Source organism: Arthrobacter sp. KBS0703 (assembly GCF_002008315.2).
GTDB lineage: Bacteria > Actinomycetota > Actinomycetes > Actinomycetales > Micrococcaceae > Arthrobacter.
In genome coordinates this window covers 124,071-148,028 of the sequence record NZ_MVDG02000001.1, presented here as the reverse complement: position 1 = coordinate 148,028, position 23,958 = coordinate 124,071, and the positions used below count along the sequence as shown (strand labels likewise).

Annotated in this window: 20 protein-coding genes and 2 pseudogenes; 15 read left to right on the top strand and 7 right to left on the bottom strand. The window is 66.1% G+C overall.

What is annotated here, in order from left to right; translation table 11 throughout:
- Positions 1 to 47: 47 nt before the first annotated feature.
- Positions 48 to 1,055 carry an alpha/beta fold hydrolase gene (locus B1A87_RS00690; protein WP_078028729.1) on the bottom strand — a complete coding sequence of 336 codons (1,008 nt, stop codon included), beginning with the start codon at positions 1,053 to 1,055 and terminating at the stop codon, positions 48 to 50.
- Positions 1,056 to 1,324: 269 nt separating this feature from the next.
- Here B1A87_RS00690 and B1A87_RS00685 point away from each other — a divergent pair, with 269 nt between their 5' ends.
- The 3 genes from B1A87_RS00685 (at position 1,325) to B1A87_RS00675 (ending at position 4,786) form a co-directional block, all read left to right on the top strand.
- Positions 1,325 to 3,433, top strand: coding sequence for a heavy metal translocating P-type ATPase (locus B1A87_RS00685; protein ID WP_260680555.1), 2,109 nt, complete (start codon positions 1,325 to 1,327; stop codon positions 3,431 to 3,433).
- Between the two features lie 93 nt (positions 3,434 to 3,526).
- A complete protein-coding gene (locus tag B1A87_RS00680; protein ID WP_078028731.1) occupies positions 3,527 to 4,015 on the top strand; it encodes a hypothetical protein in 489 nt (162 codons plus the stop codon).
- 138 nt (positions 4,016 to 4,153) lie between these two features.
- Positions 4,154 to 4,786, top strand: a complete 633-nt coding sequence (locus B1A87_RS00675; protein ID WP_078028732.1) for a DUF305 domain-containing protein — start codon at positions 4,154 to 4,156, stop codon at positions 4,784 to 4,786.
- 224 nt (positions 4,787 to 5,010) lie between these two features.
- On the opposite strand, the gene B1A87_RS00670 is transcribed toward B1A87_RS00675, so the two are convergent.
- The 4 genes and pseudogenes from B1A87_RS00670 to B1A87_RS00655 form a co-directional block, all read right to left on the bottom strand.
- Positions 5,011 to 5,445, bottom strand: coding sequence for a low molecular weight phosphatase family protein (locus B1A87_RS00670; protein WP_078028733.1), 435 nt, complete (start codon positions 5,443 to 5,445; stop codon positions 5,011 to 5,013).
- A gap of 89 nt (positions 5,446 to 5,534) precedes the next feature.
- Positions 5,535 to 6,950 (bottom strand): annotated as a pseudogene (locus B1A87_RS00665) (FAD-dependent oxidoreductase).
- A 20-nt stretch (positions 6,951 to 6,970) separates the two neighbouring features.
- Entirely contained in the window at positions 6,971 to 7,393 is a 423-nt protein-coding gene (locus tag B1A87_RS00660; protein WP_078028735.1) for an arsenate reductase ArsC, read from the bottom strand.
- A 152-nt stretch (positions 7,394 to 7,545) separates the two neighbouring features.
- Complete coding sequence (locus B1A87_RS00655) at positions 7,546 to 8,220, bottom strand: helix-turn-helix domain-containing protein (RefSeq protein WP_078028736.1); 675 nt, start codon at positions 8,218 to 8,220, stop codon at positions 7,546 to 7,548.
- Between the two features lie 46 nt (positions 8,221 to 8,266).
- Between B1A87_RS00655 and B1A87_RS00650 the strand changes: the two genes are divergently transcribed.
- The 5 genes and pseudogenes from B1A87_RS00650 to B1A87_RS00635 all read left to right on the top strand — a co-directional run bounded on the left by B1A87_RS00650 (position 8,267) and on the right by B1A87_RS00635 (position 12,253).
- A complete protein-coding gene (locus B1A87_RS00650) occupies positions 8,267 to 9,007 on the top strand; it encodes an MIP/aquaporin family protein (RefSeq protein ID WP_078028737.1) in 741 nt (246 codons plus the stop codon).
- Between the two features lie 80 nt (positions 9,008 to 9,087).
- Positions 9,088 to 9,438 carry a metalloregulator ArsR/SmtB family transcription factor gene (locus tag B1A87_RS00645; protein ID WP_078028738.1) on the top strand — a complete coding sequence of 117 codons (351 nt, stop codon included), beginning with the start codon at positions 9,088 to 9,090 and terminating at the stop codon, positions 9,436 to 9,438.
- Positions 9,439 to 9,605: 167 nt separating this feature from the next.
- Entirely contained in the window at positions 9,606 to 10,583 is a 978-nt protein-coding gene (gene trxB, locus B1A87_RS00640; RefSeq protein WP_078028747.1) for a thioredoxin-disulfide reductase, read from the top strand.
- 54 nt (positions 10,584 to 10,637) lie between these two features.
- A pseudogene (locus B1A87_RS24485) lies at positions 10,638 to 10,916 on the top strand (FAD-dependent monooxygenase); the annotation flags it as partial.
- 80 nt (positions 10,917 to 10,996) lie between these two features.
- Positions 10,997 to 12,253 carry an FAD-dependent monooxygenase gene (locus tag B1A87_RS00635; RefSeq protein ID WP_260681009.1) on the top strand — a complete coding sequence of 419 codons (1,257 nt, stop codon included), beginning with the start codon at positions 10,997 to 10,999 and terminating at the stop codon, positions 12,251 to 12,253.
- Positions 12,254 to 12,532: 279 nt separating this feature from the next.
- Here the strand turns inward: B1A87_RS00635 and B1A87_RS00630 are convergent, their stop codons facing one another.
- Complete coding sequence (locus B1A87_RS00630; protein ID WP_221937546.1) at positions 12,533 to 13,822, bottom strand: multicopper oxidase domain-containing protein; 1,290 nt, start codon at positions 13,820 to 13,822, stop codon at positions 12,533 to 12,535.
- A gap of 650 nt (positions 13,823 to 14,472) precedes the next feature.
- On the opposite strand from B1A87_RS00630, the gene B1A87_RS00625 reads away from it, so the two are divergent.
- The 3 genes from B1A87_RS00625 to B1A87_RS00615 all read left to right on the top strand — a co-directional run bounded on the left by B1A87_RS00625 (position 14,473) and on the right by B1A87_RS00615 (position 18,193).
- Positions 14,473 to 15,273 (top strand): glycoside hydrolase family 16 protein, encoded by an 801-nt coding sequence (locus B1A87_RS00625; protein ID WP_144275676.1) that lies wholly within the window; start codon positions 14,473 to 14,475, stop codon positions 15,271 to 15,273.
- A 1,209-nt stretch (positions 15,274 to 16,482) separates the two neighbouring features.
- Complete coding sequence (locus B1A87_RS00620; RefSeq protein WP_139362728.1) at positions 16,483 to 17,241, top strand: histidine phosphatase family protein; 759 nt, start codon at positions 16,483 to 16,485, stop codon at positions 17,239 to 17,241.
- On the top strand, positions 17,219 to 18,193 hold the full coding sequence (locus B1A87_RS00615) for an ADP/ATP-dependent (S)-NAD(P)H-hydrate dehydratase (RefSeq protein ID WP_185982185.1): 975 nt from the start codon (positions 17,219 to 17,221) through the stop codon (positions 18,191 to 18,193). The genes B1A87_RS00620 and B1A87_RS00615 overlap by 23 nt, the downstream gene beginning before the upstream one ends.
- A gap of 69 nt (positions 18,194 to 18,262) precedes the next feature.
- Here the strand turns inward: B1A87_RS00615 and B1A87_RS00610 are convergent, their stop codons facing one another.
- Entirely contained in the window at positions 18,263 to 19,624 is a 1,362-nt protein-coding gene (locus tag B1A87_RS00610; protein ID WP_260680554.1) for an ABC transporter substrate-binding protein, read from the bottom strand.
- A 607-nt stretch (positions 19,625 to 20,231) separates the two neighbouring features.
- On the opposite strand from B1A87_RS00610, the gene B1A87_RS00605 reads away from it, so the two are divergent.
- The 4 genes from B1A87_RS00605 to B1A87_RS24480 all read left to right on the top strand — a co-directional run bounded on the left by B1A87_RS00605 (position 20,232) and on the right by B1A87_RS24480 (position 23,557).
- Entirely contained in the window at positions 20,232 to 20,654 is a 423-nt protein-coding gene (locus tag B1A87_RS00605) for a hypothetical protein (RefSeq protein ID WP_078027540.1), read from the top strand.
- A 28-nt stretch (positions 20,655 to 20,682) separates the two neighbouring features.
- Positions 20,683 to 21,147, top strand: a complete 465-nt coding sequence (locus B1A87_RS00600; RefSeq protein WP_078027541.1) for a DUF4383 domain-containing protein — start codon at positions 20,683 to 20,685, stop codon at positions 21,145 to 21,147.
- Between the two features lie 133 nt (positions 21,148 to 21,280).
- Positions 21,281 to 23,032 (top strand): cytochrome c oxidase subunit I, encoded by a 1,752-nt coding sequence (gene ctaD, locus B1A87_RS00595; protein WP_144275675.1) that lies wholly within the window; start codon positions 21,281 to 21,283, stop codon positions 23,030 to 23,032.
- Between the two features lie 321 nt (positions 23,033 to 23,353).
- On the top strand, positions 23,354 to 23,557 hold the full coding sequence (locus tag B1A87_RS24480; RefSeq protein WP_185982184.1) for a hypothetical protein: 204 nt from the start codon (positions 23,354 to 23,356) through the stop codon (positions 23,555 to 23,557).
- Positions 23,558 to 23,958 lie beyond the last annotated feature (401 nt).

Here is a 23,958-nt window from a genome sequence, read left to right as displayed (position 1 = left end):
GCTTTCGACGACGGCTACGGCGGCTGCTGGCACAAGAGCGTTGTTGGTTACCCCTGTTTGCCGAGGAACCCCGTGATGATTTCTGCCATGCGCTTGGACTGGGTCCAGTGCAGATAGTGTCCGCCCTCGAGCGTAACGATTTCCTGGTGTTTGACGTTGTTCAGCAGGGCCTGGGCTGCAGCGGTCTTGGTTGGTGTCGAGTCTGTCTTCTCGTCGGCGATGAAAGCCAGGACGGGCAGCCCATCGGGATAGTGGATACCCCTCAGCGCCGCCGCGTTGTTGGCAATTCGGGACGTTTCGTCGGCCACCGCGTCGTTGCCGAAGTTCCAGCTCAACATCAGGCGCATGCGTTCGAGCTCGTCGGCGGTGTAGGCGTCACCGTCCGGCGCCGCCAGGCCGGGCGCGATTGCGGTGACGTCACGGACCAGTCCGGTGACGGAGAGTGCCCGTTCCCAGTTGATGCCCGGCTGCGGGTCCTCGACCGGTTCGCTCCCCGGTTTCGGTATAGTGGCATCGATTCCGATCACTGCTGCCACTTCCTCGGGATAGCGGTTGGCATAGTCCAGGGTGTAGAAGCCGGCGATGGAGTGTCCTGCCAGTACATATGGCTGTTTGATGTGGAGCCGGGTCAGCACTTCATGGAGTTCCGTGCTGATGTTCTGGTTGGTCCGCGGGCCGGCGCTCATGTCGCTGTATCCGTAGCCGAATCCTTCAACCACCGTGATGTCGAAGCCTGCGAGCTCGCGGATCAGCGGGGCGAAGTCCAGGCCGGGCGCCGGTGTTCCCAGTCCGCTGAGGAGGACGATCGGCTGGCCGGCATGTCCGTTCCGGTACACGTTGATCCCGCCGCCGCTGATTGCGATGCGTTGGCCATAGGGGCTGATGCTGGATTTCTCTGACCGCTCAAGGATCAGGTTCGTCGCCGTCGAGATGAGCACCAGTCCCAGCGCGATCAGCGCCGCGATGCCGGCGGCCCGCAGCCTGCGGCGCGACTTGCGGGCGCCGCCAGCGGGATCCGAAGGCTGTCCGGAAGTCCGGCGTGAAAACAGGCGCATGATGAGCCTTTCGATGCCCGAAACTGTCTACGCGTGCCCTGCCGGCCGAGTCTGCGGTTGTTGAAGCCTACGTCCTAACGTTGGCCCGGCGGCGATCTGGTCCAAGCCTAGCCCTCCCCGCTTTCGCCGGTCCTTGACTTGCATACCCCCCAGGGGTATATTTCTGGTGTTGTCAGTGAAGTGGTATGTCCAGGCCGGTGCTGCTGCACCGCCGTCACAGCCGTTCAACCCCAGCGCTTATCGAACCGTTTCGAATGAATGGAACTGACATGCGCGAAACCGAATCCCGTAAAGAACTCCCCGTGGCTGCCTCGGCTATCGCCACTGCTCCCGCCCATGGCGGCCACCATGGAGGACACGGCCCCGACGATGACCACGTCGTCCACACCCACGGCCAGCACGCCGGGCACAGCACGGCCATGTTCAAGGACCGGTTCTGGCTGACCCTGGCGCTGTCGGTGCCTGTGGTCTACTTCAGCCCGATGTTCGCGCATCTGCTTGGCTATATGCCGCCCGACTTCCCCGGGTCGGCCTGGATCCCCCCGGTCCTGGGAACCATCATCTTCTTCTACGGAGGCATGCCGTTCCTCAAGGGCGGCCTGAAGGAACTGAAGTCCCGGCAACCGGGCATGATGCTGCTGATCGGCATGGCGATCAGCGTCGCCTTCGTCGCCTCCTGGGTCACCAGCCTGGGAATCGGCGGCTTCGACCTGGATTTCTGGTGGGAACTGGCCCTGCTGATAGCCATCATGCTGCTGGGCCACTGGATCGAAATGCGCGCCCTCGGCTCCGCCCAGGGAGCCCTCGACGCTCTCGCGGCCCTGCTGCCGGACGAGGCGGAACGCATCACCGATACCGGAACCGAGACCGTGAGCCTCTCCGACCTCCGCGCCGGGGACGTGGTCCTGGTCCGTTCCGGGGCACGGATGCCGGCAGACGGCACCGTCATCGATGGGCAGGCCGAGTTCGACGAATCCATGATCACCGGCGAATCCAAGACCGTGCTCCGGTCCGCCGGCGACGCCGTCGTTGCCGGAACGGTAGCCACCGACAACACCGTCAAAGTCCGCGTCACCGCCGTCGGGGACGACACCGCCATGGCCGGCATCCAGCGCCTCGTCGCGGAGGCCCAGGCGTCCTCCTCCAGGGCGCAGGCCCTGGCCGACCGGGCCGCGGCCTTCCTGTTCTATTTCGCCGCGGGCGCCGGGGTCATCACCTTTATCGTCTGGACCCTGCTGGGGAATGTTCCCGAGGCGGTGACGCGCACCGTGACGGTGCTGGTGATCGCCTGCCCGCACGCCTTGGGCCTGGCCATCCCGCTCGTGATCGCGATCTCCACCGAGCAGGCCGCCCGCACCGGGGTGCTGATCAAGAACCGGATGGCACTGGAGCGCATGCGCACCGTCGGCGTCGTACTGTTCGACAAGACAGGCACCCTGACCAAAGGCGAACCCGAACTCAAGGATGTCGCCACGGCCGAGGGCGTGAGCCAGGACGAACTGCTCGCCCTCGCCGCCGCCGTGGAAGCGGACAGCGAGCACCCCGTGGCGCGGGCCATCGTCCGTGCAGCGCGCCTGCATGGCCTCGCCATCCCCCGAGCATCGGGCTTCAGCTCCATGACCGGCCGGGGCGTGCGCGCCGCGATCGACGGCCGCATCATCCAGATCGGCGGCCCCGCCCTTCTCAAGGAAATCGGCCTCGCAGAACCTGAAGCCCTGGCAGCCACCAGCCGGGGTTGGATGGAGCGCGGCGCCGCCGTGCTGCACATCGTGGACGGGACCCGGATCCTCGGCGCCGTCAGCCTCGAGGACGCGGTGCGTGAGGAGTCCAGGCAGGCCGTCGCCGCCCTGCAGCGCCGGGGCATCAAGGTCGCGATGATCACCGGTGACGCCCGCCAGGTCGCCGCGGCCGTGGCGGGGGAACTGAACATCGATGAGGTCTTCGCCGAGGTCCTTCCGGCCGACAAGGACAAAAAGGTGGCCGAGCTTCAGGCCCGGGGTCTGAAGGTGGCCATGGTCGGTGACGGCGTGAATGACTCCCCGGCCCTGGCAAGGGCCGAAGTGGGCATCGCCATCGGCGCCGGTACCGACGTCGCAATGGAGTCAGCCGGTGTGGTCCTGGCAGGCAACGATCCCCGTGCGGTCCTGTCGATGGTCGATCTGTCCCGGGCCAGCTACCGGAAGATGTGGCAGAACCTCGTGTGGGCCACCGGCTACAACATCATCTCCGTCCCGCTGGCCGCCGGGGTGCTCGCCTTCGCCGGCGTCGTGCTCTCCCCGGCCGCCGGCGCGGTCCTGATGTCCGCCTCCACCATTGTGGTGGCCCTGAACGCCCAACTGCTGCGCCGGGTGAAACTGAACCCCGCCGAGGTTCGTTGACCCGGAAGGCGCCAAACGACCGGGAATACCGGAACACCACCAGTTCACGCCCGGTAGCCTAGACATCGCAGCCCGAACGGAAGGAGGAACCTCATGACCGCATCCCACCGGAACGCCGTGTCGGCGGCCCTCCACCGCGCTGGCCTTCTGGCAGGCCTCCTGGCCGTCCTCGCCGGGATCCTGGGCATGCACGTCCTCACGGGCACTCACAGCATTCACGCCCCGGCCGCCCTCACCGCCGCCGCGGACGCCGCAATGGAGCATGCAGAACCCGCAGCGGCCCATGGCCATCCGGAGGACGAGGTCGCTGAGGCGTCCCCGGCCCGTCTTTCGTCGGACGGGCACAATACTCCCGGCGTCATCGCGGAGCATTGCTCGTGCTCCGATAGCTGCGCGGGCATGCCAACGATGACGGTGTCCTGCACCCCGCTGGGGAAGACCGGGTCGCTGTCCGCCCCGCTGCCGGGCACCGCGGTGTTCGGCACCGTTTCCAACGCCACAGCACCCGGGGCGGTGCCCCGGTCCTATTCCTACCTTCCCGGCAGTCCTTCACCGGGTGAGCTGTCCATCAGCAGGACGTAAAAGAGCCGTCCGCCGGGAACAACCACTTCCGGCGCACACCCCCTTACTGAGGCGCCCGTTGGGCTGCCCGACCGCATCCGCTGATACACTCCCGTGCGGCGCCATGCGCCGACTGATCTTTGAAGGACCTGATTTCCCATGAACAAGAAACTTTTCCCCCTTTCCGCCACTGCCATCGCCGCAGCACTGGCCCTGGCCGGCTGCGCCAGCGGCTCCGGAGCCGGATCCTCCGGCACATCCACGCCCGGCACGGACCAAGGCAGCTCCTCGTCCAGCGCGCCCTCCACCACTGCCCCCGCTTCGGCCGCGGAACACAACGCCGCGGACGTCACGTTCGCCCAGATGATGATCCCGCACCACGCCCAGGCCGTTCAGATGAGCGAGACGATGCTCAAGAAGCAGGACATTCCGGCCGAAGTGACCACACTTGCCACCAAGATCAAGGCGGCCCAGGGACCCGAAATCGACATGATGACCGGCTGGCTGAAAGGCTGGAACGAACCCATGACGGGGCCCTCCGGCCACAGCATGAACGGGATGAACGGGATGATGGGGGATGGAGACATGAAGATGCTCGACGCCGCCCAGGGCACGGAAGCAGCCCGGCTCTTCCTGAAGCAGATGATCGCCCACCACGAAGGCGCGATCATGATGGCCAAAACCGAGAACACCGCCGGCAAGAACACGGACGCGGTGAGACTCAGCAAGGACATCGTCAGCGCGCAGGAAGCCGAAATCCAGGAAATGCAGAAACTGCTGGCCGCCCTCTAGCCAGCACGTTCGGGCACCGCCCCGCCGCCCCTTGCGGCGGGGCGGTGCCTGCTACACCCATTTCCGTCCTTCGATCCCGCGGAGCTTTCATGCGTATCTCATCCAAAACCCCATCCCGGTCCCCAGCCGTTATGGCCGGCGCCACCTTCCGGCCCTCCGACGCCTCCTGACATGCGTGACCCGTCCAGGGTCCTGACGGGCGGATACCGCGGGGGCGGGCATGCCTAGTTCCCGGTGAGCTCCGCGTAGAGCTTATGGACTCGGGCACTGATGTCGTCCCGGACCAGACGCATGCGTTCCATGCCTTCGATGCCGCGTTCCGACGGTTCGTCCGTTTCCCAGACCTCGAAGCGGGTGCCGTCGTGAGGTTCGAGCTTCGCTTCGGTGCCCAGGATGATGACGGCGTCCACGGCGTCCAGGATCTCGCCGGTCACGGGCTTGGGGTGTTCGCCGGTGATGTCGATGCCGAGCTCGGTCAGGGACTCCACGGCCTGGGGATTGAGGGACTTGCCCGGTTTGGTGCCCGCGGAATAGACCGTGACGGCCCCGCCCGCGAGCTGGTTCATGAGGCCGGCGGCGAGCTGGGACTTGCCGCCGTTCTTGCTGCAGACGAAAAGCACGGTCGGTGTCTTCTGGGCGTCGGGTGTTTCCTGGGTCATGAGTGTGTTTCCTTTGTGAGTGGGTCGGCTGTTAGTGGGTCAACCGGGGACTTGGCAGCAGTCCACCGATGGGTTCATAGGCTGGATTCCTAGTTGATGCCGGAGCGGCCGTGGGTCAGTCCTGTGGGGAAACCGACGAGCACCGGTTCGGGTGTGCCGCAGCAGCCGCTCTCCGTGGAGGCCGCGGACGTCGCAGTCCCGGCGGTGGCGGGGACGTCGCAGCTGGTGCCGGCGTCGGTGGAGCAGACGCCGGTTTCGGGGAGTTCGAGGTGGACGGTCTCCGCGGCTTCACGGTCTCCTGCCAGGGCGGCGACGACGGAACGGACCTGTTCGTAGCCGGTGGCCAGCAGGAACGTCGGGGCACGGCCATAGGACTTCATGCCCACGATGTAGAAGTCCTTGTCCGGGTGGGCCAGGACCTTCGCACCGTGCGGAGGGACGGTGCCGCAGGAGTGGAATTCAGGGTCAATCAGCGGCCCAAGCTCCACCGGAGCCTCGACAGCAGGGTCAAGGTTGAGGCGGAGTTCACGCAGGATGTCCAGATCGGGCCGGAAGCCGGTGCAGGGCACCACGATGTCGGCCTCCAGGATGCGGCCGTCCACGGATTCGACGGTCACCTGCGAGTCGAGGGATTTCAGCGAGCTGATGCCGAAGCCGGTGTGCAGTTCGATGGTGCCTGCCTCGACGAGACGGCGCAGGCGGGCACCGAGCTGGCCTGTCTCTTATCGGGCACCGAGCTGGCCGCGGGCGGGAAGCCCGTCGGTGCCGCCGCGGCCGTAGACCTTCTCGGCGGAGGCACCGCGGACCGCCCAAAGAATCCGAGTGTCCGGTTCTTCCTTGGCCAGGTCGGCGAGGCTGATGAGGGTGTTGGCGGCAGAGTGGCCGGCGCCGACGACCAGGATTCGGCGCCCGGCGAAGGCTGTGCGGTCGCGGCCGGTGACGTCGGGCAGCGGTGGGGAGATCCGGTCAGCGGCCGTGTCTTCGCCGATGGCCGGCAGCCCTGAGGTACCCAACGGGTTGCGGATGGACCAGGTGCCGGAGGCGTCAATGACCCCGGCCACGGTGTGGTCGCGGGTTTCGCCGCCTTCGTGCTCGACCCGGACGACGAAGGGTATGGCGTCGCGGTTGCGGACATGGGTCTTATCCAGCCCCAGCCGGGTCACTGCGACGACGCGGGCGGCGGTCTGCAGCCGGGAAGCAATCTCCGGCAGCGCGGCCAGCGGGGTCAGATAGTCGTCGATGAGTTCCCCGCCATAGGGCAGGGCCGTGGGCCGGGGCGATTCCCAGCCGGAGGCTTCGAGCAGGCGGACGGCGGCGGCGTCGGTGTTGAACCGCCATGGTGAGAACAGCCGGATGTGGCGCCACTGCTCGATGGCCGCGCCCGCCGTCGGGCCTGCTTCGAAGATCAACGGTTCCAGGCCGCGTTCGATCAGGTGCGCCGCGGCGGCGAGACCCACGGGGCCGGCTCCGATGACGGCGACGGGAAGGTTCTTCGCTGAATCCATGGTGTGGTGTCCGGGCGGGGTTATTTGGCGGCGGGGATGAGGGAAGCGATCAGGCCCTCGATGCGGGTCTTGATCTCGTCGCGGATCGGGCGGACAGCGTCCACGCCCTGGCCGGCCGGATCTTCCAGGACCCAGTCCTCGTAGCGCTTGCCGGGGAAGTACGGGCACTCATCGCCGCAGCCCATGGTGATGACCACGTCCGATTCTTTGACAGCCTCGGCGGTGAGGACCTTCGGGATCTCGGAAGACATGTCGATGCCGAGCTCGCCCATGGCCTCGACGGCGGCCGGGTTGACCTTGTCGGCGGGCCGGGAGCCGGCGGAGCGGACTTCGATTTCACCCTTGGCCAAGGTTGTCAGGAAGGCGGCGGCCATCTGTGAGCGGCCGGCGTTGTGGACGCAGACGAACAGGACGGAGGGCTTCTTGGCGGTTTCGGTGCTCACGGGGGGGTTCTCCTGGACTCAGTTAGGTGTGGATCGGCTTTGATGAGGTCATCGTTCCCGCACAACTTTTACTGACTGGACATTGATGATTGTCGATGCGTGCAGTATCGGACAATAGATCGACACTTGTCAATATTGCGGGTTTCCGGGTTTTAGGCGGCATGCAGGCGGGGTGCAAGGTCGCTGATGCGGCGGGCGATGTCAGTAAAGGCGCCTTCGAAGGCGTCCTCGGTGTTCAGCCGGAGCGGATCCGGAACGGACCAGTGGATCCCTCCCAGGTTGGGGATTTCCTCGTGGGCGTTGTCGCACACGGTCACGACGAAGTCTTCATCATGCGCCACCTCATCCAGCCGGCGCGGGGGAAGGTCCGCAAGAGCGACGCCATGGCGGCGGGCGACATCAATGGCGCCTGGGGCGATGCGGTCCGCGGGGTGCGTACCCGCCGAGGTCGAGGGGATTTCGCTGACCTGGTTCCAGAGTGCGGTGGCCAGCTGGGACCGGGCGCTGTTCCGGGTGCAGACGAAGAGGATGCGGCGGGCTCCGTGTTCGCGGCCGGGAGCCAGTCCTTCCAACGCTCCTGCGGCGAGCCGGATGTAGCTGCGGCGCTTATCCGCTTCAGAACGGCGGCGGGCGGTCAGGCCCGCGCCTTCCAGGGTGCGCAGGTGGTGGGACAGCAGGTTTGACGGCATCCCGAGTTCGGCCTGCAACTCCGTGGGGGAAAAGTCTCCCAGGGTCAGCAGGTCCACGATTCGCAGCCGCGCAGGATCCGCGAGGGCTGCATGCTTGGCGACCCGCACCCGGAAGATTTCAAATGGGTCAGTATTCATTGATTCAATTTTGACTGAGTAAATATCTTTGCGTCAAGCTGTTGGTATGACTTCTCAACAACCGCCGCTGTGGCGCCGCGCAGTCGCCGAACTGCTCGGCACCAGCCTGCTCGTGATGATCGTCGTCGGCTCCGGGATCGCCGCCCAGCAGCTTTCCCCCAATGACGTCGGCCTGCAGCTGCTCCAGAACAGCACGGCGACGGTGCTGGGTCTGACGGTCCTGATCCTCGTGCTCGGACCGGTGAGCGGCGCCCACTTCAATCCCGTGGTGTCCCTCGCCGACTGGATCCTGGGCCTGCGCAGCGGCTCCGGACTGACCCTGCCAGAGCTTGGCACGTACATCGTTGCGCAGACCGTGGGTGCAATCGGCGGCAGTGTGGTCGCGAACGCCATGTTTGAGGTGGGAACCTCCATCTCCGCGAAGGAGCGCGCAACCACGGGGCATCTGCTGGGCGAGGTCATCGCGACGGCCGGGCTCATCCTGCTGATCTTCGCCCTGGCGGCCACCAAGCGGGGCGTCCTCGCAGCTCCGGCAGTGGGCGCTTACATCGGAGCCGCGTACTGGTTCACGTCCTCGACCTCGTTCGCGAACCCGGCCGTGACAGTCGGCCGCATTTTCAGCGACACCTTTGCCGGCATCGCCCCGGCGTCCGTTCCCGGCTTCGTGATCGCCCAGCTGATCGGCGCGGCAGCAGGCCTTGGCCTCCTCATCATTCTGTTCCCCTTCGCCGGCCGCACGGCGGACGACGCCGTTCTGCCGCGCAGTTCCGAAACGGCCAGGCCATAGCGTTCGGCCGCACCCGGGGCGGGCCGAGACGTGCGCCGCTCATACATTGATGATTGTCAATGTTGGGGCATAATGGGTACATGAAATCGTTGCCTGTACTTGAGCCGGCCGCGGATGAAGCGTGCTGCGCTCCGGCGGGAATGCCTGGCCTCGGCGCTGAGGAGGCGAAGCAGAAAGCCGTGGTCTTCAAGGCGCTGGCCGATCCGAACCGGCTGCGGCTGCTCTCCATCGTCAAGGCCGAGGCCTCCGGTGAATCCTGCGTGTGCGACCTGACCGAACCCCTGGACCTGGGCCAGCCCACCGTCTCCCACCACCTGAAGATCCTGGTCGATGCAGGTCTGCTGCACCGCGAAAAGCGTGGCACGTGGGCCTATTACTCCCTGGTCCCCGGCGCCCTGGAACAGACGGCCGCACTCCTGGCCACCCTGTGACTGGGCCGGAACGCACCCTGGTCACGTGCAAACCTTGATTGAAAACCCCGCGCTTGTTGCACTTGTTTATGCGGCTCTCAGTAAATGCCAGCCCACAAATTGCCATGCCCAACGAGTCTGAGGAAACGGAGCCACCCTTGAGTTCCAAGAACGCCAAGCCGGAGAACATCACCACCGAGCAGCTGATCATCATCGGGTCCGGCCCTGCCGGCTACACCGCCGCAATCTACGCCGCCCGCGCCGGCCTGGAACCGCTGGTGCTGGCCGGGTCCGTTACCGCCGGCGGCGCCCTGATGAACACCACCGACGTCGAAAACTTCCCCGGCTTCCCGGAGGGCATCCAGGGGCCCGAGCTCATGGACGGCCTGCAGCAGCAGGCGGAACGTTTCGGCGCCAAGGTGGTGTTCGACGACGTCACGGAGGTGACGCTGGCCGGGCACCTTAAGCGCGTGGTCACCGGCGGCGGCGACGTGCACCAGGCCCCGGCCGTCATCCTCGCCACCGGCTCCGCGTACAAGGAACTCGGCCTGACCGAGGAGAAGAAGTTCAGCGGCCACGGCGTCTCCTGGTGCGCCACCTGCGACGGTTTCTTCTTCCGCGACCAGGACATCATCGTGGTGGGCGGCGGCGATTCCGCGATGGAGGAGGCCACCTTCCTGACCCGCTTCGGGAAGTCCGTGACCGTCGTCGTCCGCAAGGGCGAGCTCCGCGCCTCCCGGATCATGGCCCAGCGCGCCAAGGACAACCCCAAGATCAGTTTCGCGTGGAACTCGGCCGTCTCCGAGATCCACGGCAACGGCAAGGTCACCGGCGTCACGCTCAAGGACACCCGCACCGGCGACACCCGCCATCAGCCAGCCACCGGCATCTTCGTGGCCATCGGGCACGTGCCGCGCACCGAGCTGGTGGTGGGGCAGGTGGAGCTGGACGCCGAGGGCTACATCAAGGTTGATTCACCCACCACGTGCACCAACCTGTCCGGGGTGTTCGCGTGCGGCGACGCCGTGGACCACCGCTACCGCCAGGCCATCACCGCCGCGGGCACCGGCTGCGCCGCGGCCCTGGACGCCGAACGGTACCTCGCCGCGCTGGACGACGCCGACAGCATCGCCACGGCCCTGGTGGAGGAACCCACCCACGCCTAAGCCCCTCGCCCCCCAACCAACCTCGAAAGCGCGGGGTGCGGGACCGCCGTCGTCATGCTTGAAATCCCTTCCATTTCCAATCTATGCCCCGCACGGGGGCTTGCGGCAAGCCCCGGGTCGTGGCGCATACTCGCCGGAGGCCAGAAGCTAGGGAAGGGGAACAGCAGAATGAGTGTGACCGAGCATGCGGTGGTGATCGCCGGAGGTGGCCCGACAGGGCTGATGCTGGCGGCCGAGCTGGCGCTGGCGGGCGTCGATGCCGTCATTGTCGAGCGGCGGACCAGCCAGGACCTCGCCGGCTCCCGCGCAGGGGGCCTGCACTCGCGCACCATCGAGGTCCTCGATCAGCGGGGGATTGCCGATCGGTTCCTCTCGGAGGGACAGCCCAGGTCGCGGGGTTCGCCTCCACCCGCCTGGACATCAGCGACTTTCCTACCCGCCACCCGTACGGGCTGGGGCTGTGGCAGAACCACATCGAGCGCATCCTCGCCGGCTGGGTCCGCGAGCTGGCGGTTCCGATCCACTACGGCCATGATGTGACCGGTTTCGCGCAGGACCGCGCCGGCGTCGACGTCGAGCTGTCCGACGGCAGGTCGCTGCGGGCGCAATATCTCGTCGGATGCGACGGCGGCCGCAGCCTGGTCCGCAAAGCGGCCGGCATCGATTTTCCCGGCTGGGATCCGACCACGAGCAGCCTGATCGCCCAGGTCGAGGCCGCCGAGGAGCCGGAATTGGGCATGCACCGCAACGCTTTTGGCGTCCATTCCTTCGGCAGGTTGGAGTACGAGATCCGCAACGGCGAGGTCACATACAAGGACGGGGGGCCGCTTGGGGTCATGGTGACCGAAGAGCACGTCGGGGCCACGCGCAAACCCACGCTGCGCGACCTCAGCGAAGCGCTCGTCGCCGTATACGGCACCGATTACGGGATCCACAGCCCCATCTGGATCTCCAGGTTCACCGATATGTCGCGGCAGGCTGCCGCCTACCGCGACAGGCGGGTCCTCCTGGCAGGCGACGCCGCGCACGTACACTACCCGGTGGGCGGACAGGGCCTCAACACCGGCGTGCAGGACGCCGTGAATCTGGGATGGAAGCTCGCCCAGGTCATCAAGGAAACATCACCGGAGAGCCTCCTGGATACCTACCATGCGGAGCGCCACCCAGTTGCTGCCCGCGTGCTGCGCAACACCATGGCGCAGGTCGCGCTTGGGCGTCCGGATGACCGTGCCAAGGCCGCGGCCGAGACCGTCTCCGAGCTGCTCGGCATGGACGAGCCGCGCAAACGGTTCGCCGCGATGCAGTCCGGCCTGGACATCCACTACGATCTCGGCGAGGGGCACCCGCTGCTGGGACGCCGCATGCCCGATCTAGACGTCGTCACTGCCGGCGGTCCGCGACGGGTCTTCACCCTGCTGCACGATGCACGGCCGGTCCTGCTGAACTTCGGTGAGCCGGGCGGCTTCGGCCCCGCTCCGCGGCCCGACAGGGTCCAGTTGGTGGACGCGCAATACACCGGTACGTGGGAGCTTCCGGCACTCGGGGAGGTCGCTGCCCCCACAGCCGTGCTGGTCCGGCCCGACGGATACGTGGCCTGGGTGGGAGACCGGGCCGAGGCAGGGCTCGCCGACGCGGTGACCACCTGGTTCGGACCGCCTGCCGCGGCGTAGGGCACCGGCTTCAGTTACCCCGCGATGGAAGAATGCAGACGCGGCGCGGAGCCACCAATGACGAGGAGAGTTCCCCCGACGGAGGCAGAACCCCCGGCCCGGAGGACGGCAGGCATCGGTGCGGATCCGATACCGGCTCCGTTGTGCCGGCGGTGAATGAGCCCGTCCTCGACGTTTACACGTAGGGGTAACGGCCGGACCAGCGAAGCGGGGCGTGCGCCTGTCCGCGCCCAGGATAGGCTGCGCGGACAGGCGGCGACTGGTGTGACATCGACGGGGCTAGTGACCCGCGTGCGAGGCCTGGACCGTGCTGCCCTGGGCGGCGGCTGTGCTGTTTTGGATTCCGGTGGCGCTGGGTTCCGAACCGTCGGCGTTCAGCACGCGGTAGCGGGTGAGCATGCCGGCGCTGATGTGGTCGTTGACGTGGCAGTGGAAGAGCCAGGTTCCCACGTCGTCCGGCACCATATCCGCCACCACCATGCTGGCGGGCAGGAGGTTGACGACGTCGGTGCGCATCCCCAGCGCCGTCACGGTGTTGCCGTGCCAGTGCGGCGTGTGCAGGTCGACCTCGGTGCCCATGCCCATCAGGTACCAGCGCACGTGTTCGCCTTTGCGCATGGTCATCGACTCCAGCGGCTGGTTGCCGTAGACGTAGCCGTTGATGGAGTGCATCAGGTTGCTCTCGCCGAAGGCCTCGTCGTCGGCCTTGACCGTAGGAGGCTTGCCGGCGAACTTGTCGATGTTGCGCTGCAGGTAGGGGCTGGCGTTCTCGTTGCTGACCTTGAACTGGAGGAAGAACTCGCGGTCCACGTCGCTCGGGGTTCCGTCGTCGCGGGCGGCGCTGGCCTTGGTGATCACCATGGGGCCCACCAGGCCGGAGTAGTCGTCCGCCACCTCGTCGGTGTGGGAGTGGTACATCCACATCACGGAACTGCCGTCCATGGGTCCGGGTCCGGCGCGCTCGGGCACCTCGTAGCTGTAGGTGTAGGTGCTGCCGGGTGCCACGCCGTCGTCGCCTTTCGCGGCCCCGCCAGTGCCGTCGTTGTACGGCGCGCCTTCGCTGCTCTTGTCGTAGAACACGCCATGGACATGGACCGACGCCGGCCGGTCCAGGTTGTTCTTGAAGACCACCTTGATGGTGTCCCCGACGACGCCGCGGATCACCGGCCCCTGGAAACCCAGGTGCTCCTCGGCCGCGGTACGCGGCTTGAGGGTCTTGAACGACGAGTCGGTGTACTCCTGGTACAGCGACTTGATGTAGGTGCTTCCGATCCGCTGCGGCCCCTGCTTCGTGAAGACCTGCGCGGCCTCGTCGAAGGGCTCACCCGTGATCTGGTTCTTGCCGGTGGGCGCGTAGTTCCACTCCACCTCGTTGGCCGCGATGTAGTACGTGCGGGTCCGCGGCACGTAGTTGCTGGCGGCATTGGCTTTCACGGCCGCTGTCCCGGAGCCGTAGAACCCTGGCGCCAGCACGGCCAGAATCGCCAGCACGATGATCATGAGACCCCACCAGGGCGAGACGGACAAGAAGCCCGCGCGCCCCTTCAAAACAAACTCATGGTTACCCATGGCGTTCCTCCCCTTGAACGTTGAATTTTGGCTGGCCGGATTTGGCCTCGCCCGAATGGGAGCACGCTAAGGCCGCCCAGTTGTGAATTCCTTGGGGAGCTCAGACGGGCGGGGCGGTCACCACCCGGGTGGGGCGCCTGCTGGAAGACCCGCAGGTTCTTCCAAGGCAAGTTCCCCGACAGCCTGCATCGGCACGGATGTCTTCTTCTCACCGGGCAGGTATCCGACGGGCACGGATTCCTCCTCTGTCCTGTAAACGCTCGATTAGGTGACCGTTGCACGCCAGGCCTTCCCGACCGCGCCAAGCGTTGTCTTCTAACCCGTCACGACATCTATGTTGCCTAAACGCCGTTCATCTCGGCGCGGTGAAAGAAGCAGAAGCATGCTCTTAGGAAACCACCTGGCGGACCCCCCAAATTGGTGGCCTGAGGCAACCTGTCTCGGATGGGTCCTTGGTTTCCTCAAGGCAGCCCTGCCAGAGTGACCCCATCCCCGAAGCGGACGGCCCGCGCACCGTCCCCTTGCGGGGCGGGACGGCCGGACCCGGTAGCATTCCTTCAGGTATCGCCGGATCCGGCCACCCAAACGGTCCATGCACTCCGGTTACAACAGCCCGACGGCGGAGGAATATGTAGGGCAGAGGAGACCTCATGCTGTTGATGCGAACGCTGCCCGCGGCTGCCATTGCCGCAGCCGTGTTGACCCTCGCCTCAGGAAGCTTCAACGGACCCCTGTCCGCGCCCGTGCAGGTGCAAGTGCCGGCACTGCACAGGGAACTGGCCGTGACCGCGGCCCCCAACAACGTCCAGGCCGCAGTCCTCCGGGGATGGGGCCCGGTGAAGGCAGGTGACGAGTTTTCCTACACCGGGGCACCCAATCCCCGGAAATGGAAGGTTTACGACGGCGCCGGCCACGCGGGCAAAGGTATTCGCAGCCCGAAGGCGTGGAATGTGGCCAACGGCGTGGCCACCGTCAGCGGGAACGCCTACGGCGCGACGGGCGGGATGGCGGCAAAGTTCGCCCAGCAAAAATACGGCCGATGGGAAACCCGGATGAGAACCAGCGTGCGGGACCCGAAATACCACCCCGTGCTGCTCCTGTGGCCCAACGGCAACAGCTCCCCAAACTGTGCGGAGGTCGATTACGGCGAATCCCTCACCGACACCACCCTGATCAAGTTCGCCCTGCACTACGCGTGTGCCGGACTGCAGAGCTATCAGACCCGGGCTGAACGGAAAATCGACACCACCCAATGGCACAACTACGCCGTGCAGTGGACCTCGACCAGTATCACCGGATACATTGACGGCGCCCTGTGGTTCACGGACACCAACCGGGCACACGTGCCGCCGGTCGGAATGCACCAAACCCTCCAACTCGACTGGTTCCCGACCGGAAAGCCCACCAAGCCAAGTTGGATGCAGGTCGACTGGGTCCGCGTATACAAATGACACCGAGTGGCAAAGCCGGGTCTTGTCTTGGCCGGTAGGTTCGGTGGATTAGTTGGGCGGAGATGAGTTGAATAAGCTGTCCGGGCAGCGGCTCAGGCAGCCAGCTGCGCTCCCGTGCTCGGAACCGGACCGTAGTAAGTGCCCGTCACGGAGCACTGCCCGGAGGACGTTCACTCGGCCCTGGGCCAGGGACGGCAGCGCTTGAATGTGGGCTTGCCATCGCCGCGTTTGCGGTCGTCATAGCCACGTGAGGCGACGCAGCTTTTCACCACCGAGAGCGCGGAGATAGAAGTCCTGCAGCAGACGACGCCAGCGAACCGGTTCGTGGTTTCGAAGACGATCGGGTCTCCGCCGGTGGCGCCTAGGAATTCGGCGGTCAGGACCGGTCCGAAGCCAGGCTTGGACGAGGCCGGTAATAGCGGACCACCGGATCCCCCATCCCGTTGGACGTCCAGTCCGGCGCGGTCGCATGTGCCGGCTCCGCACGGTGGACATCCTGCTAATTACGCCTCGCCCGGTAGCCGCGACCCCAGAACGGCCCCGGCAAACCCCTGAGGCAACCACCGGATTTGTGCAGAGGGAGCGGACTTCAGCGCGGTCGAAGAATCCGATGCCCGACTCGCGCCGGATGAAATCAACGTCCGGCCCCGAGCCGTACTCGGCTTGGTCAGTGCAGCTGAGCGGTTCGCCTTACACGAGGCGGCCGCAGCGACCCCTACCCGGGGTGTCCATACCCGTTGCCCGTTGCCCCAAGGGGGCAACGGGTATCCTCTGGACCCGCCGCACGAGGCGGACCCTTGCATCGGAGACCTCTGTAAATCCTGGCGGTTTGTGCATTCATCTGCCGAAACACCACCGGTGCCGGTTGCGGGATCCGGCGCCGGCTCCGGCGATTTCTGGTTGGTATCAGCCGCATCACCTTGGACTCCAGAAATCCACACATTGGTACAAGGCGCGTGGCCTAAGGTGGGGCTGGCCGCCCCGAAATTGCCCCCTTGGCCTTCGGGCCGGTTGCTCAAAGCCGGTCAATCACCGTGCATTCTTCCGGCCCACATTTCAGTCCGCCGGCATATTTTGCTGGCCGGGCGGGTACGGCGCTAGTAACGTGGAGCATTCGCACGCCTAGGGCAACGGGGAGTGGAAATCGTGGGCAATGACGGAGCAGTCAACGGCAGGGCAATCAACGGCACGGCGGTAAATGACGGAACCGTGCCTGCCGGCTGGACTGCGGGGGCGGTGGAACTCATCCTGGTCCGGCACGGCGAGAGCCAGGGCAATGTGGCCGCCACGGCCGCCCAGGATTCCCGAGCGGACGTGATCGATGTCCCCGCCCGCGATGCCGACGTCGAGCTGTCCTCCACAGGGCGCGAACAGGTCCAGGCCCTGGGCCGGGCGCTGGCGGACGTCCCCGAAGACCTGCGTCCCGACGTCGTGATTTCCTCGCCCTACATGCGCGCCTACCAGACGGCCGAAATCGCCGTCGGCACGGCGAGCTGGCCCGTTGCCGTCCGCACCGACGAGCGGCTCCGCGACCGCGAACTGGGCATTCTGGACATGCTGACCCGCCTCGGCGTGGAGAACCGGCTGCCGGAAGAAGCAGAACGACGGCGGTGGCTGGGTAAGTTCTACTACCGCCCGCCGGGCGGGGAATCCTGGGCGGACGTGGCGCTGCGGCTGCGGTCCGTGCTCGGCGAACTGAACGCGCTGGGCAGCGGCCACCGCGTGATGCTGGTCTGCCACGATGCCGTGGTGCTGCTGTTCCGCTACGTCCTGGAAGGCATGTCCGAGCATGAACTCCTGGACCTCGCGGCGAGCACCACTGTCCTCAACGCGTCCGTCACCCGGTACGTGCGGCCGGACGGCGTGGGCCCGTGGACGCTGGAGAGCTTCAACGTGGCCGAGCACCTCACGCAGCAGGGCGTCGAGGTGACCGAGCACGCGGGGGATGCCAGTGTCCACCCGCGCTGAGTCCGCTTCGCCCGGCCAGAGCACGCCGGCACAGATCACGCCGGCGCTGCTCCGCGGTTGGCCGCTCCCCTCCGCTGGCGCGGACAAGTATTCCCGCGGCGCGGTGCTGGTGATCGGCGGGGCCAGGCGCACTCCGGGTGCGGCATTGCTGGCGGGAACGGCGGTGCTCCGGGCGGGAGCGGGCCGGCTCACCCTTGCCGTGGCGGAGTCCGTGGCGGTGCAGCTGGCCGTTACGCTGCCCGAGGCCGGAGTGGCCGGGCTGCCCGAATCCGCCGGCGGGTCGGTGGGTGCGTCCGGGCTGAAGGCCGTGGCTGAGGACCTGGAGTCGGCGGACGCGGTGCTGATCGGGCCTGGCCTGGACGACATCGACGAGACCGAGGCGCTGCTGCGCGAACTCCTTCGGCGGGAAGCGGAGCGGGACGCGGGGCCTCGCTCGGGACGCGGCTCAGGTGGCGGCAAGGGCGGCCATGCCACGGTGATCCTCGACGCCTATGCGCTGGGCTGCCTCCCCCAGCTGCTGGACGAGCTGGAACCGTGGGCGGGGCGCCTGATCCTCACACCGAACCCCAACGAAGCCGGGATCCTGCTGGGGCGGGACACCGACAACCTTGCCGCCGACGTCGTCGAAATAGCGGAGAAGTACCGTGCCGTGGTGAGCTGCCAGGGCGTGATCGCGCGTCCCCCGGGCGGGGATGCGCCCGAAGGTGCGGACCGCTGGGAGATCACCACCGGATACGGCGGCCTCGGAACGTCAGGAAGCGGCGACATCCTGGCCGGGACCATCGCCGGGCTCCGGGCCCGGGGCACCACCGACGCGCAGGCCGCCTGCTGGGGCAGCCACCTTCATGCCGCCGCGGCGGACCGGCTCGCGAGCAGGTTGGGCAGCGTCGGCTTCCTGGCACGGGAACTGGCCGATGAGCTGCCGCCGCTCATGATGGAACTGAATACCTAGGAGTTTCCCGGAGGGCACGGCACCGGGCGGGTCGAGGCCCATCGCCTCACGGATCACTTCACGGAACGATCACTTCACGGAGCCGAGAATCGAGCGCAGGGATGCTGCGGCCTTTTGCGCCGCCGCCTTGGGCTCGGCTCTGCCGGTCGTGACGTCGCCGACTGCCTTGGCGATGGGCAGTTCCGTCAGCGCGGCGCCGGCAAGATCGCCTTGGCCCTGGATGATGCCCCAGTGCCTGACCTCTTCGGCACCCTGCAGCAGCACGGCAAGCACGTCCTGCGAGTAGAACTTGCCCAGCGGTTCCTGTTTGCCGATCCCCACCGGCATGGTCTTCCACGCGTCGGTGAATTCAGCAGGCTTGCCGGGGCTGCCGGCACGGACCGGAAGGCGCTCCTCCGGGACGATCGCGAGCCAGTCAGCGTACCCGTCGCTCATGACGTATTCCACGAACCGGCGGGCGGGATCCGCGTCCGAGTCTTTGGTGATGGTCCAGGACGTGATCTCGCCGAACTGGGCCGGCTGCTTGCCACTTGGACCGAGGATGCCGGCCACCACTCCGGTGTTCCTGGCCAGGAAGCCGGGATCTGACGTGCACTCCGGGCAACTGGGTTTGGCGTCGGTGCGGAGTCCCGCCAATTCGTCCAGCATCATCGTGGGCCAGACGGCCATCGCTGCCTTGCCGGAGAAGTACGCGTTCCGGACCGTGTCAATGTCCTGGAGCCCGGGCCCGGAGTAGTTCTTCAGTATGTCGCGGTAGAACGCGAGCGCAGCCACGCATTGTGGACTCTCGAATGTGATGCCGTTCTTGGCGTTGACCATTTCGCAGCCGTTTCCCTGCGCGATGTGCTCGAAGGACTGCTGGGTGAATGCCTGGCCGGGTTTGTTGGCTGCGACGAAGCCCGCCATTTGGGGGGTGTCAAGCTTCTTTGCGGCCGCCATGATGTCTGCGTACGTCTTGGGTGCCGCCAGCCCCGCCTGGGCGAACAGGTCCTTCCGGTAGTACAGGAGGTGCTGCCAGGAGGAATCGGGAACGGACAGCTGCTTGCCGCCTTCCCTGGTCAGTTCCAGCGCACGCGGGGACCACGTGTGCTCGCCCAGGGCGAGGATGACGCTGGCATTGAGATCGGCATTCACCAGGCCGCTGGCGGCCAGGGTCCGGACCTGGCCCAGCGAAATGGAACCGATCACGTCAGGGAGGTCGCCCGAGGCCGCCGATGAGGCCACCATCTGCTTGAACCGGTGTGCGGGTATTCCCACAAGGTCCACGGTCACGCCCGTGGCGGCGGTGAAGCGTTCGACGATTGCACGGGACTTGGCCATGCGGTCCGGAAGCGTTTCCGTGGTCCAGACGGTGATGACGTGAGGTTCATTCTCACCGGGGTTAGGCTGCCGCCCCTCGTTTGGCGTACAACCCACCATCAAGGCTGCCACCAGCGAAATTGCAGAAGCGAATCCGGCCTTGGCCCGGCGCCTCGTCCCATTCACTTGGTTGCTCCTGCCTGGACGTGCCCGCAGAACAGGTGCAGCAAAGTCGACTATCTGTGACCTCTCTGCAGCCCGGAGACCTGCCTCCAGCGTATCCAAATTAGCGAAGAGTGTCAGTAGTAGGACGCGATCAGCCGCAGACGCGGGTGACATCGGCGAGAGGGCTGGGCATAGGGACGGCCCCCGGCCCTATGGCCGGCGGGCCGTCCTGGCGGGAGGCTTCCGGACATTGCTGCCGATGCGCTATCAAGCGCGGTGGCGTGCTCCCGGGCTAACCGCCCCATGTGGCAGCCAACTTGAAAGTTCGGAACCTCCCGTTCCATACCAGCTGATCTATGCCCGCTGGTATAAATTTTTTATAGCACCGGAATGAACTGTTCGCAAGCATTTTTCCGGGATTGCCGGCGCCCCGGCGGCCGGCGCCGGCCCTGGATTTCCGGGCTTCAGCAAGGGGCCGGCGGCTCTTGTTTGCCGGGCGGGCCGGGGTTATTTTAAGCGTGGGATTGACCTCAAAAAGTCGGGGCAAAGACGCCCAAATAATAGGAGCCCGTCGATGTCGACCATCTCCAACGCGCACCTCCCAGGCGGGGCGCACCGCCCGTCCGGTGATCGTTTATGGTGCCCCGAATGCCGGACGGACGAACATCTGATCGTCGAATCCATTGAGGCCTTGCATCCGCCGCAAAAAGGCCTGGTGGATGTGTCCTACACGTGCGTTGAATGCGACTTCTTCTATGCCCACCCGGCAAACGTCCACGACGTCGCCGCCGTCCTGAACCGCCACGGCCAGGTGATCGGCGTCCTGCAGTTCGGCGGTGAATACTTCCACTGCGCAACCCCGATGGTCTCCGTGAGCTCCGGAACCAGCAGCATCTACGGCCATGAGCTGGCCCGGCACCACACCATTCACGATGTCCATCTACCCACACGGCTGCTGCGCTGCGGCTGCGGGTTCCAGATGGAAGTGCCGGACTGATCCGGCCAACAACAAAGGAGAGGGCAAAATGGCTACTACCCATCACACGGCTGGTGCAAGGTCCCGCATGCAGCTGGCGTCCCAGGCTGTCGGGGCAGTATTCCTGCTCTTTGGCATCCTTGGTTTCATCCCCGGAATAACCACCAACTACGGTTCGCTGGGCTTGGCCGGGCATTTGTCCGAAGCAATGCTTCTGGGCGTCTTCCAGGTTTCCATCCTGCACAACATCGTCCACATGCTCTTCGGCGTGGCCGGCATCCTCATGGGCCGCACTGCTGGGCAGGCAAAGAACTTCCTCCTGTACGGCGGAATCGTCTACTTGGTCCTGTGGATTTACGGCTTGCTGATCGGCCACGAGACGGCGGCCAACTTTGTCCCGGTCAACACCGCGGACAACTGGCTCCATTTCCTGTTGGGCGTCGGCATGATCGCTGCGGCGCTGCTTCTGTCCCGCCAAAGCTCCACCGTGCGCGGACCAGTGACCGGGCACTGAACGTTTGCCCTTTTGCCGGGGTGCCGCCCGGGGCTATCCTGATGCCGTCGGTTCAGCGAACCGCCCACGGTCCGGCCGGCACCTCAGCCCCTGACAAGGGGCGTTGAAGCGCGAAGCCGGGGAGTGGCAGACGATGACCGCATATCAGCACCCAGCAGGACTAACTGCTACTGCAGCTCCCCGCGTGGTGCCCCTCAAAAAAGGCAACATGGTGGTCAAGTGGATCACCTCCACCGACCACAAGACCATCGGGTACATGTACCTGATCGCCTCGTTTATCTTCTTCCTCCTCGGCGGCGTGATGGCACTGCTCATCCGCGCCGAACTGTTCGAACCCGGCATGCAGATCCTGGTGACGAAGGAACAGTACAACCAGCTGTTCACCATGCACGGCACGGTCATGCTGCTCATGTTCGCCACCCCGCTGTTCGCCGGGTTCGCCAACGTCATCATGCCCCTGCAGATCGGTGCCCCCGACGTCGCCTTCCCGCGGCTGAATGCACTGGCCTTCTGGCTCTTCCTCTTCGGGTCGACCATCGCGATGTCCGGCTTCATCACCCCGCAGGGCGCGGCATCGTTCGGCTGGTTCGCCTACGCTCCGCTGCACAACACCACCTTCACCCCGGGTGTGGGCGGTGACCTGTGGGTCTTTGGGCTGGCGCTCTCCGGTTTCGGCACCATCCTGGGCGCGGTCAACTTCATCACCACCATCATCTGCATGCGCGCCCCGGGCATGACCATGTGGCGCGTGCCCATCTTCAGCTGGAACACGCTGGTCACGGCGGTCCTGGTCATCATGGCCTTCCCGCCGCTGGCCGCCGCCCTGTTCGCCGTCGGGGCCGACCGCCGCTTCGGCGCCCACATCTACGATCCGGAGAACGGCGGGGCCGTGCTCTGGCAGCACCTGTTCTGGTTCTTCGGCCACCCCGAGGTCTACATCATCGCGCTGCCGTTCTTCGGCATCGTCTCGGAAATTTTCCCGGTCTTCAGCCGCAAGCCGATCTTCGGGTACAAGGGCCTGGTCTACGCGACGATCGCCATCGCCGCGCTGTCCGTGACCGTGTGGGCGCACCACATGTACGTCACCGGCTCGGTGCTGCTGCCGTTCTTCGCATTCATGACCATGCTCATCGCGGTGCCCACGGGCGTGAAGTTCTTCAACTGGATCGGCACCATGTGGGGCGGCTCGCTGACGTTCGAGACCCCCATGCTGTGGAGCCTGGGCTTCCTGGTCACGTTCCTCTTCGGCGGCCTGACCGGCATCATCCTGTCCTCCCCGCCGCTGGACTTCCACGTCTCCGATTCCTACTTCGTGGTGGCGCACTTCCACTACGTGGTGTTCGGCACCGTGGTGTTCGCGATGTTCGCCGGCTTCTACTTCTGGTGGCCGAAGTGGACGGGCAAGATGCTCAACGAGCGCCTCGGCAAAATCCACTTCTGGATGCTGTTCCTCGGCTTCCACGGCACGTTCCTGATCCAGCACTGGCTCGGCGTTGAAGGCATGCCGCGCCGCTACGCGGACTACATGCCGCAGGACAACTTCACGTGGATGAACCAGTTCTCCAGCTTCGGCTCGTACCTGCTGGGGGCGTCCATGATCCCGTTCTTCTGGAACGTCTTCATCACCTCCCGCCGCGCCGAGCGGGTTGAAGTGGATGATCCCTGGGGCTTCGGTGCGTCGCTGGAGTGGGCAACGTCCTGCCCGCCGCCACGCCACAACTTCACGTCCCTGCCGCGCATCCGCTCGGAGCGCCCGGCCTTGGACCTGCACCACCCGGAGCTGCGGGTGCGCGAACACGAGACGACGCACTCCCCGGCCGCCGAGGTTCTCGGCGCGGCGGACATCGGCTCACGCGACGTGAAGAACCCGAATCCGGAAAAATGACGACGGCGGCCGGCGCGATAAAGCCTCGACGCTGAGACTCCCGCGCGCAGACCATGCCACACGATAAATATCCCGGACACGGCCCCAGGGCTTACTTCCTGCAAGGCCTGCGTCCTGGAAAAGGTTTCGTTCTGGAGGGCTGACTTTCCGGCTGAGTTGCCCGCCGCCGAGTAACGGCGGCCCGGGCAAACAGCGACAGCCGGCGTATCAAGCAGCCGCGGCTGCCGGAACCCTGCCCGCAATGGTTCGAGCACCGGCGTCTGACGGTGCCAGAACGCGGACGTTGCATTCGGACTGCGACGGGTCGATGGACCGCGGCAGGTGGTGCGTTTCGGAGCATTCCCGGAGCTGTTCAAGAGCGGACGGCTCGACGCGCGCGTGGGAGACGTCCACAACGAGCTGGAGGCCCTGCCGGAGGTGGTTGGCGCGCTTCATGACGACGTAAAGGGCCTGGATGCTTTGGGCGGTTACATGTCCCTGGGCGGCGACCTGAGCTTCGCCGCAATCGAGGTCCACCCGGACTAAAACCTTGAGCTTGTGGTTCAAGAAAACTACTCCCCTCATGCACGGCCGCGACGCTGCGACCGACAACTACCCTAACCCGCATGTGACGCAGATAACAGACGAAGGCCGAATATTGCGTCACGTTCCTGATTGCGGCTTCCCGCGGCGCGGCTTGGGTATTGCCGCAAACACGGCAACGCGGGGGCACGGATGAGCCTAGATCCTGCGGATCCAGCGGTACGTGCCCCCGCGTTGTGGACTGCGGGTGGACGGGTTCTTAGCTGCGGGTCGGGTCCGGGCGCAGCGGAGCCGGCCCCGGGTCCGGCACCGGCAGCGGAGATGTGTATAAGAGACACCGGCGGCTCAGGGGCGGGGAAAGGGCTTGGCGGCGCGGGTCGCGAAGGATCCGGCGGAATGGGATC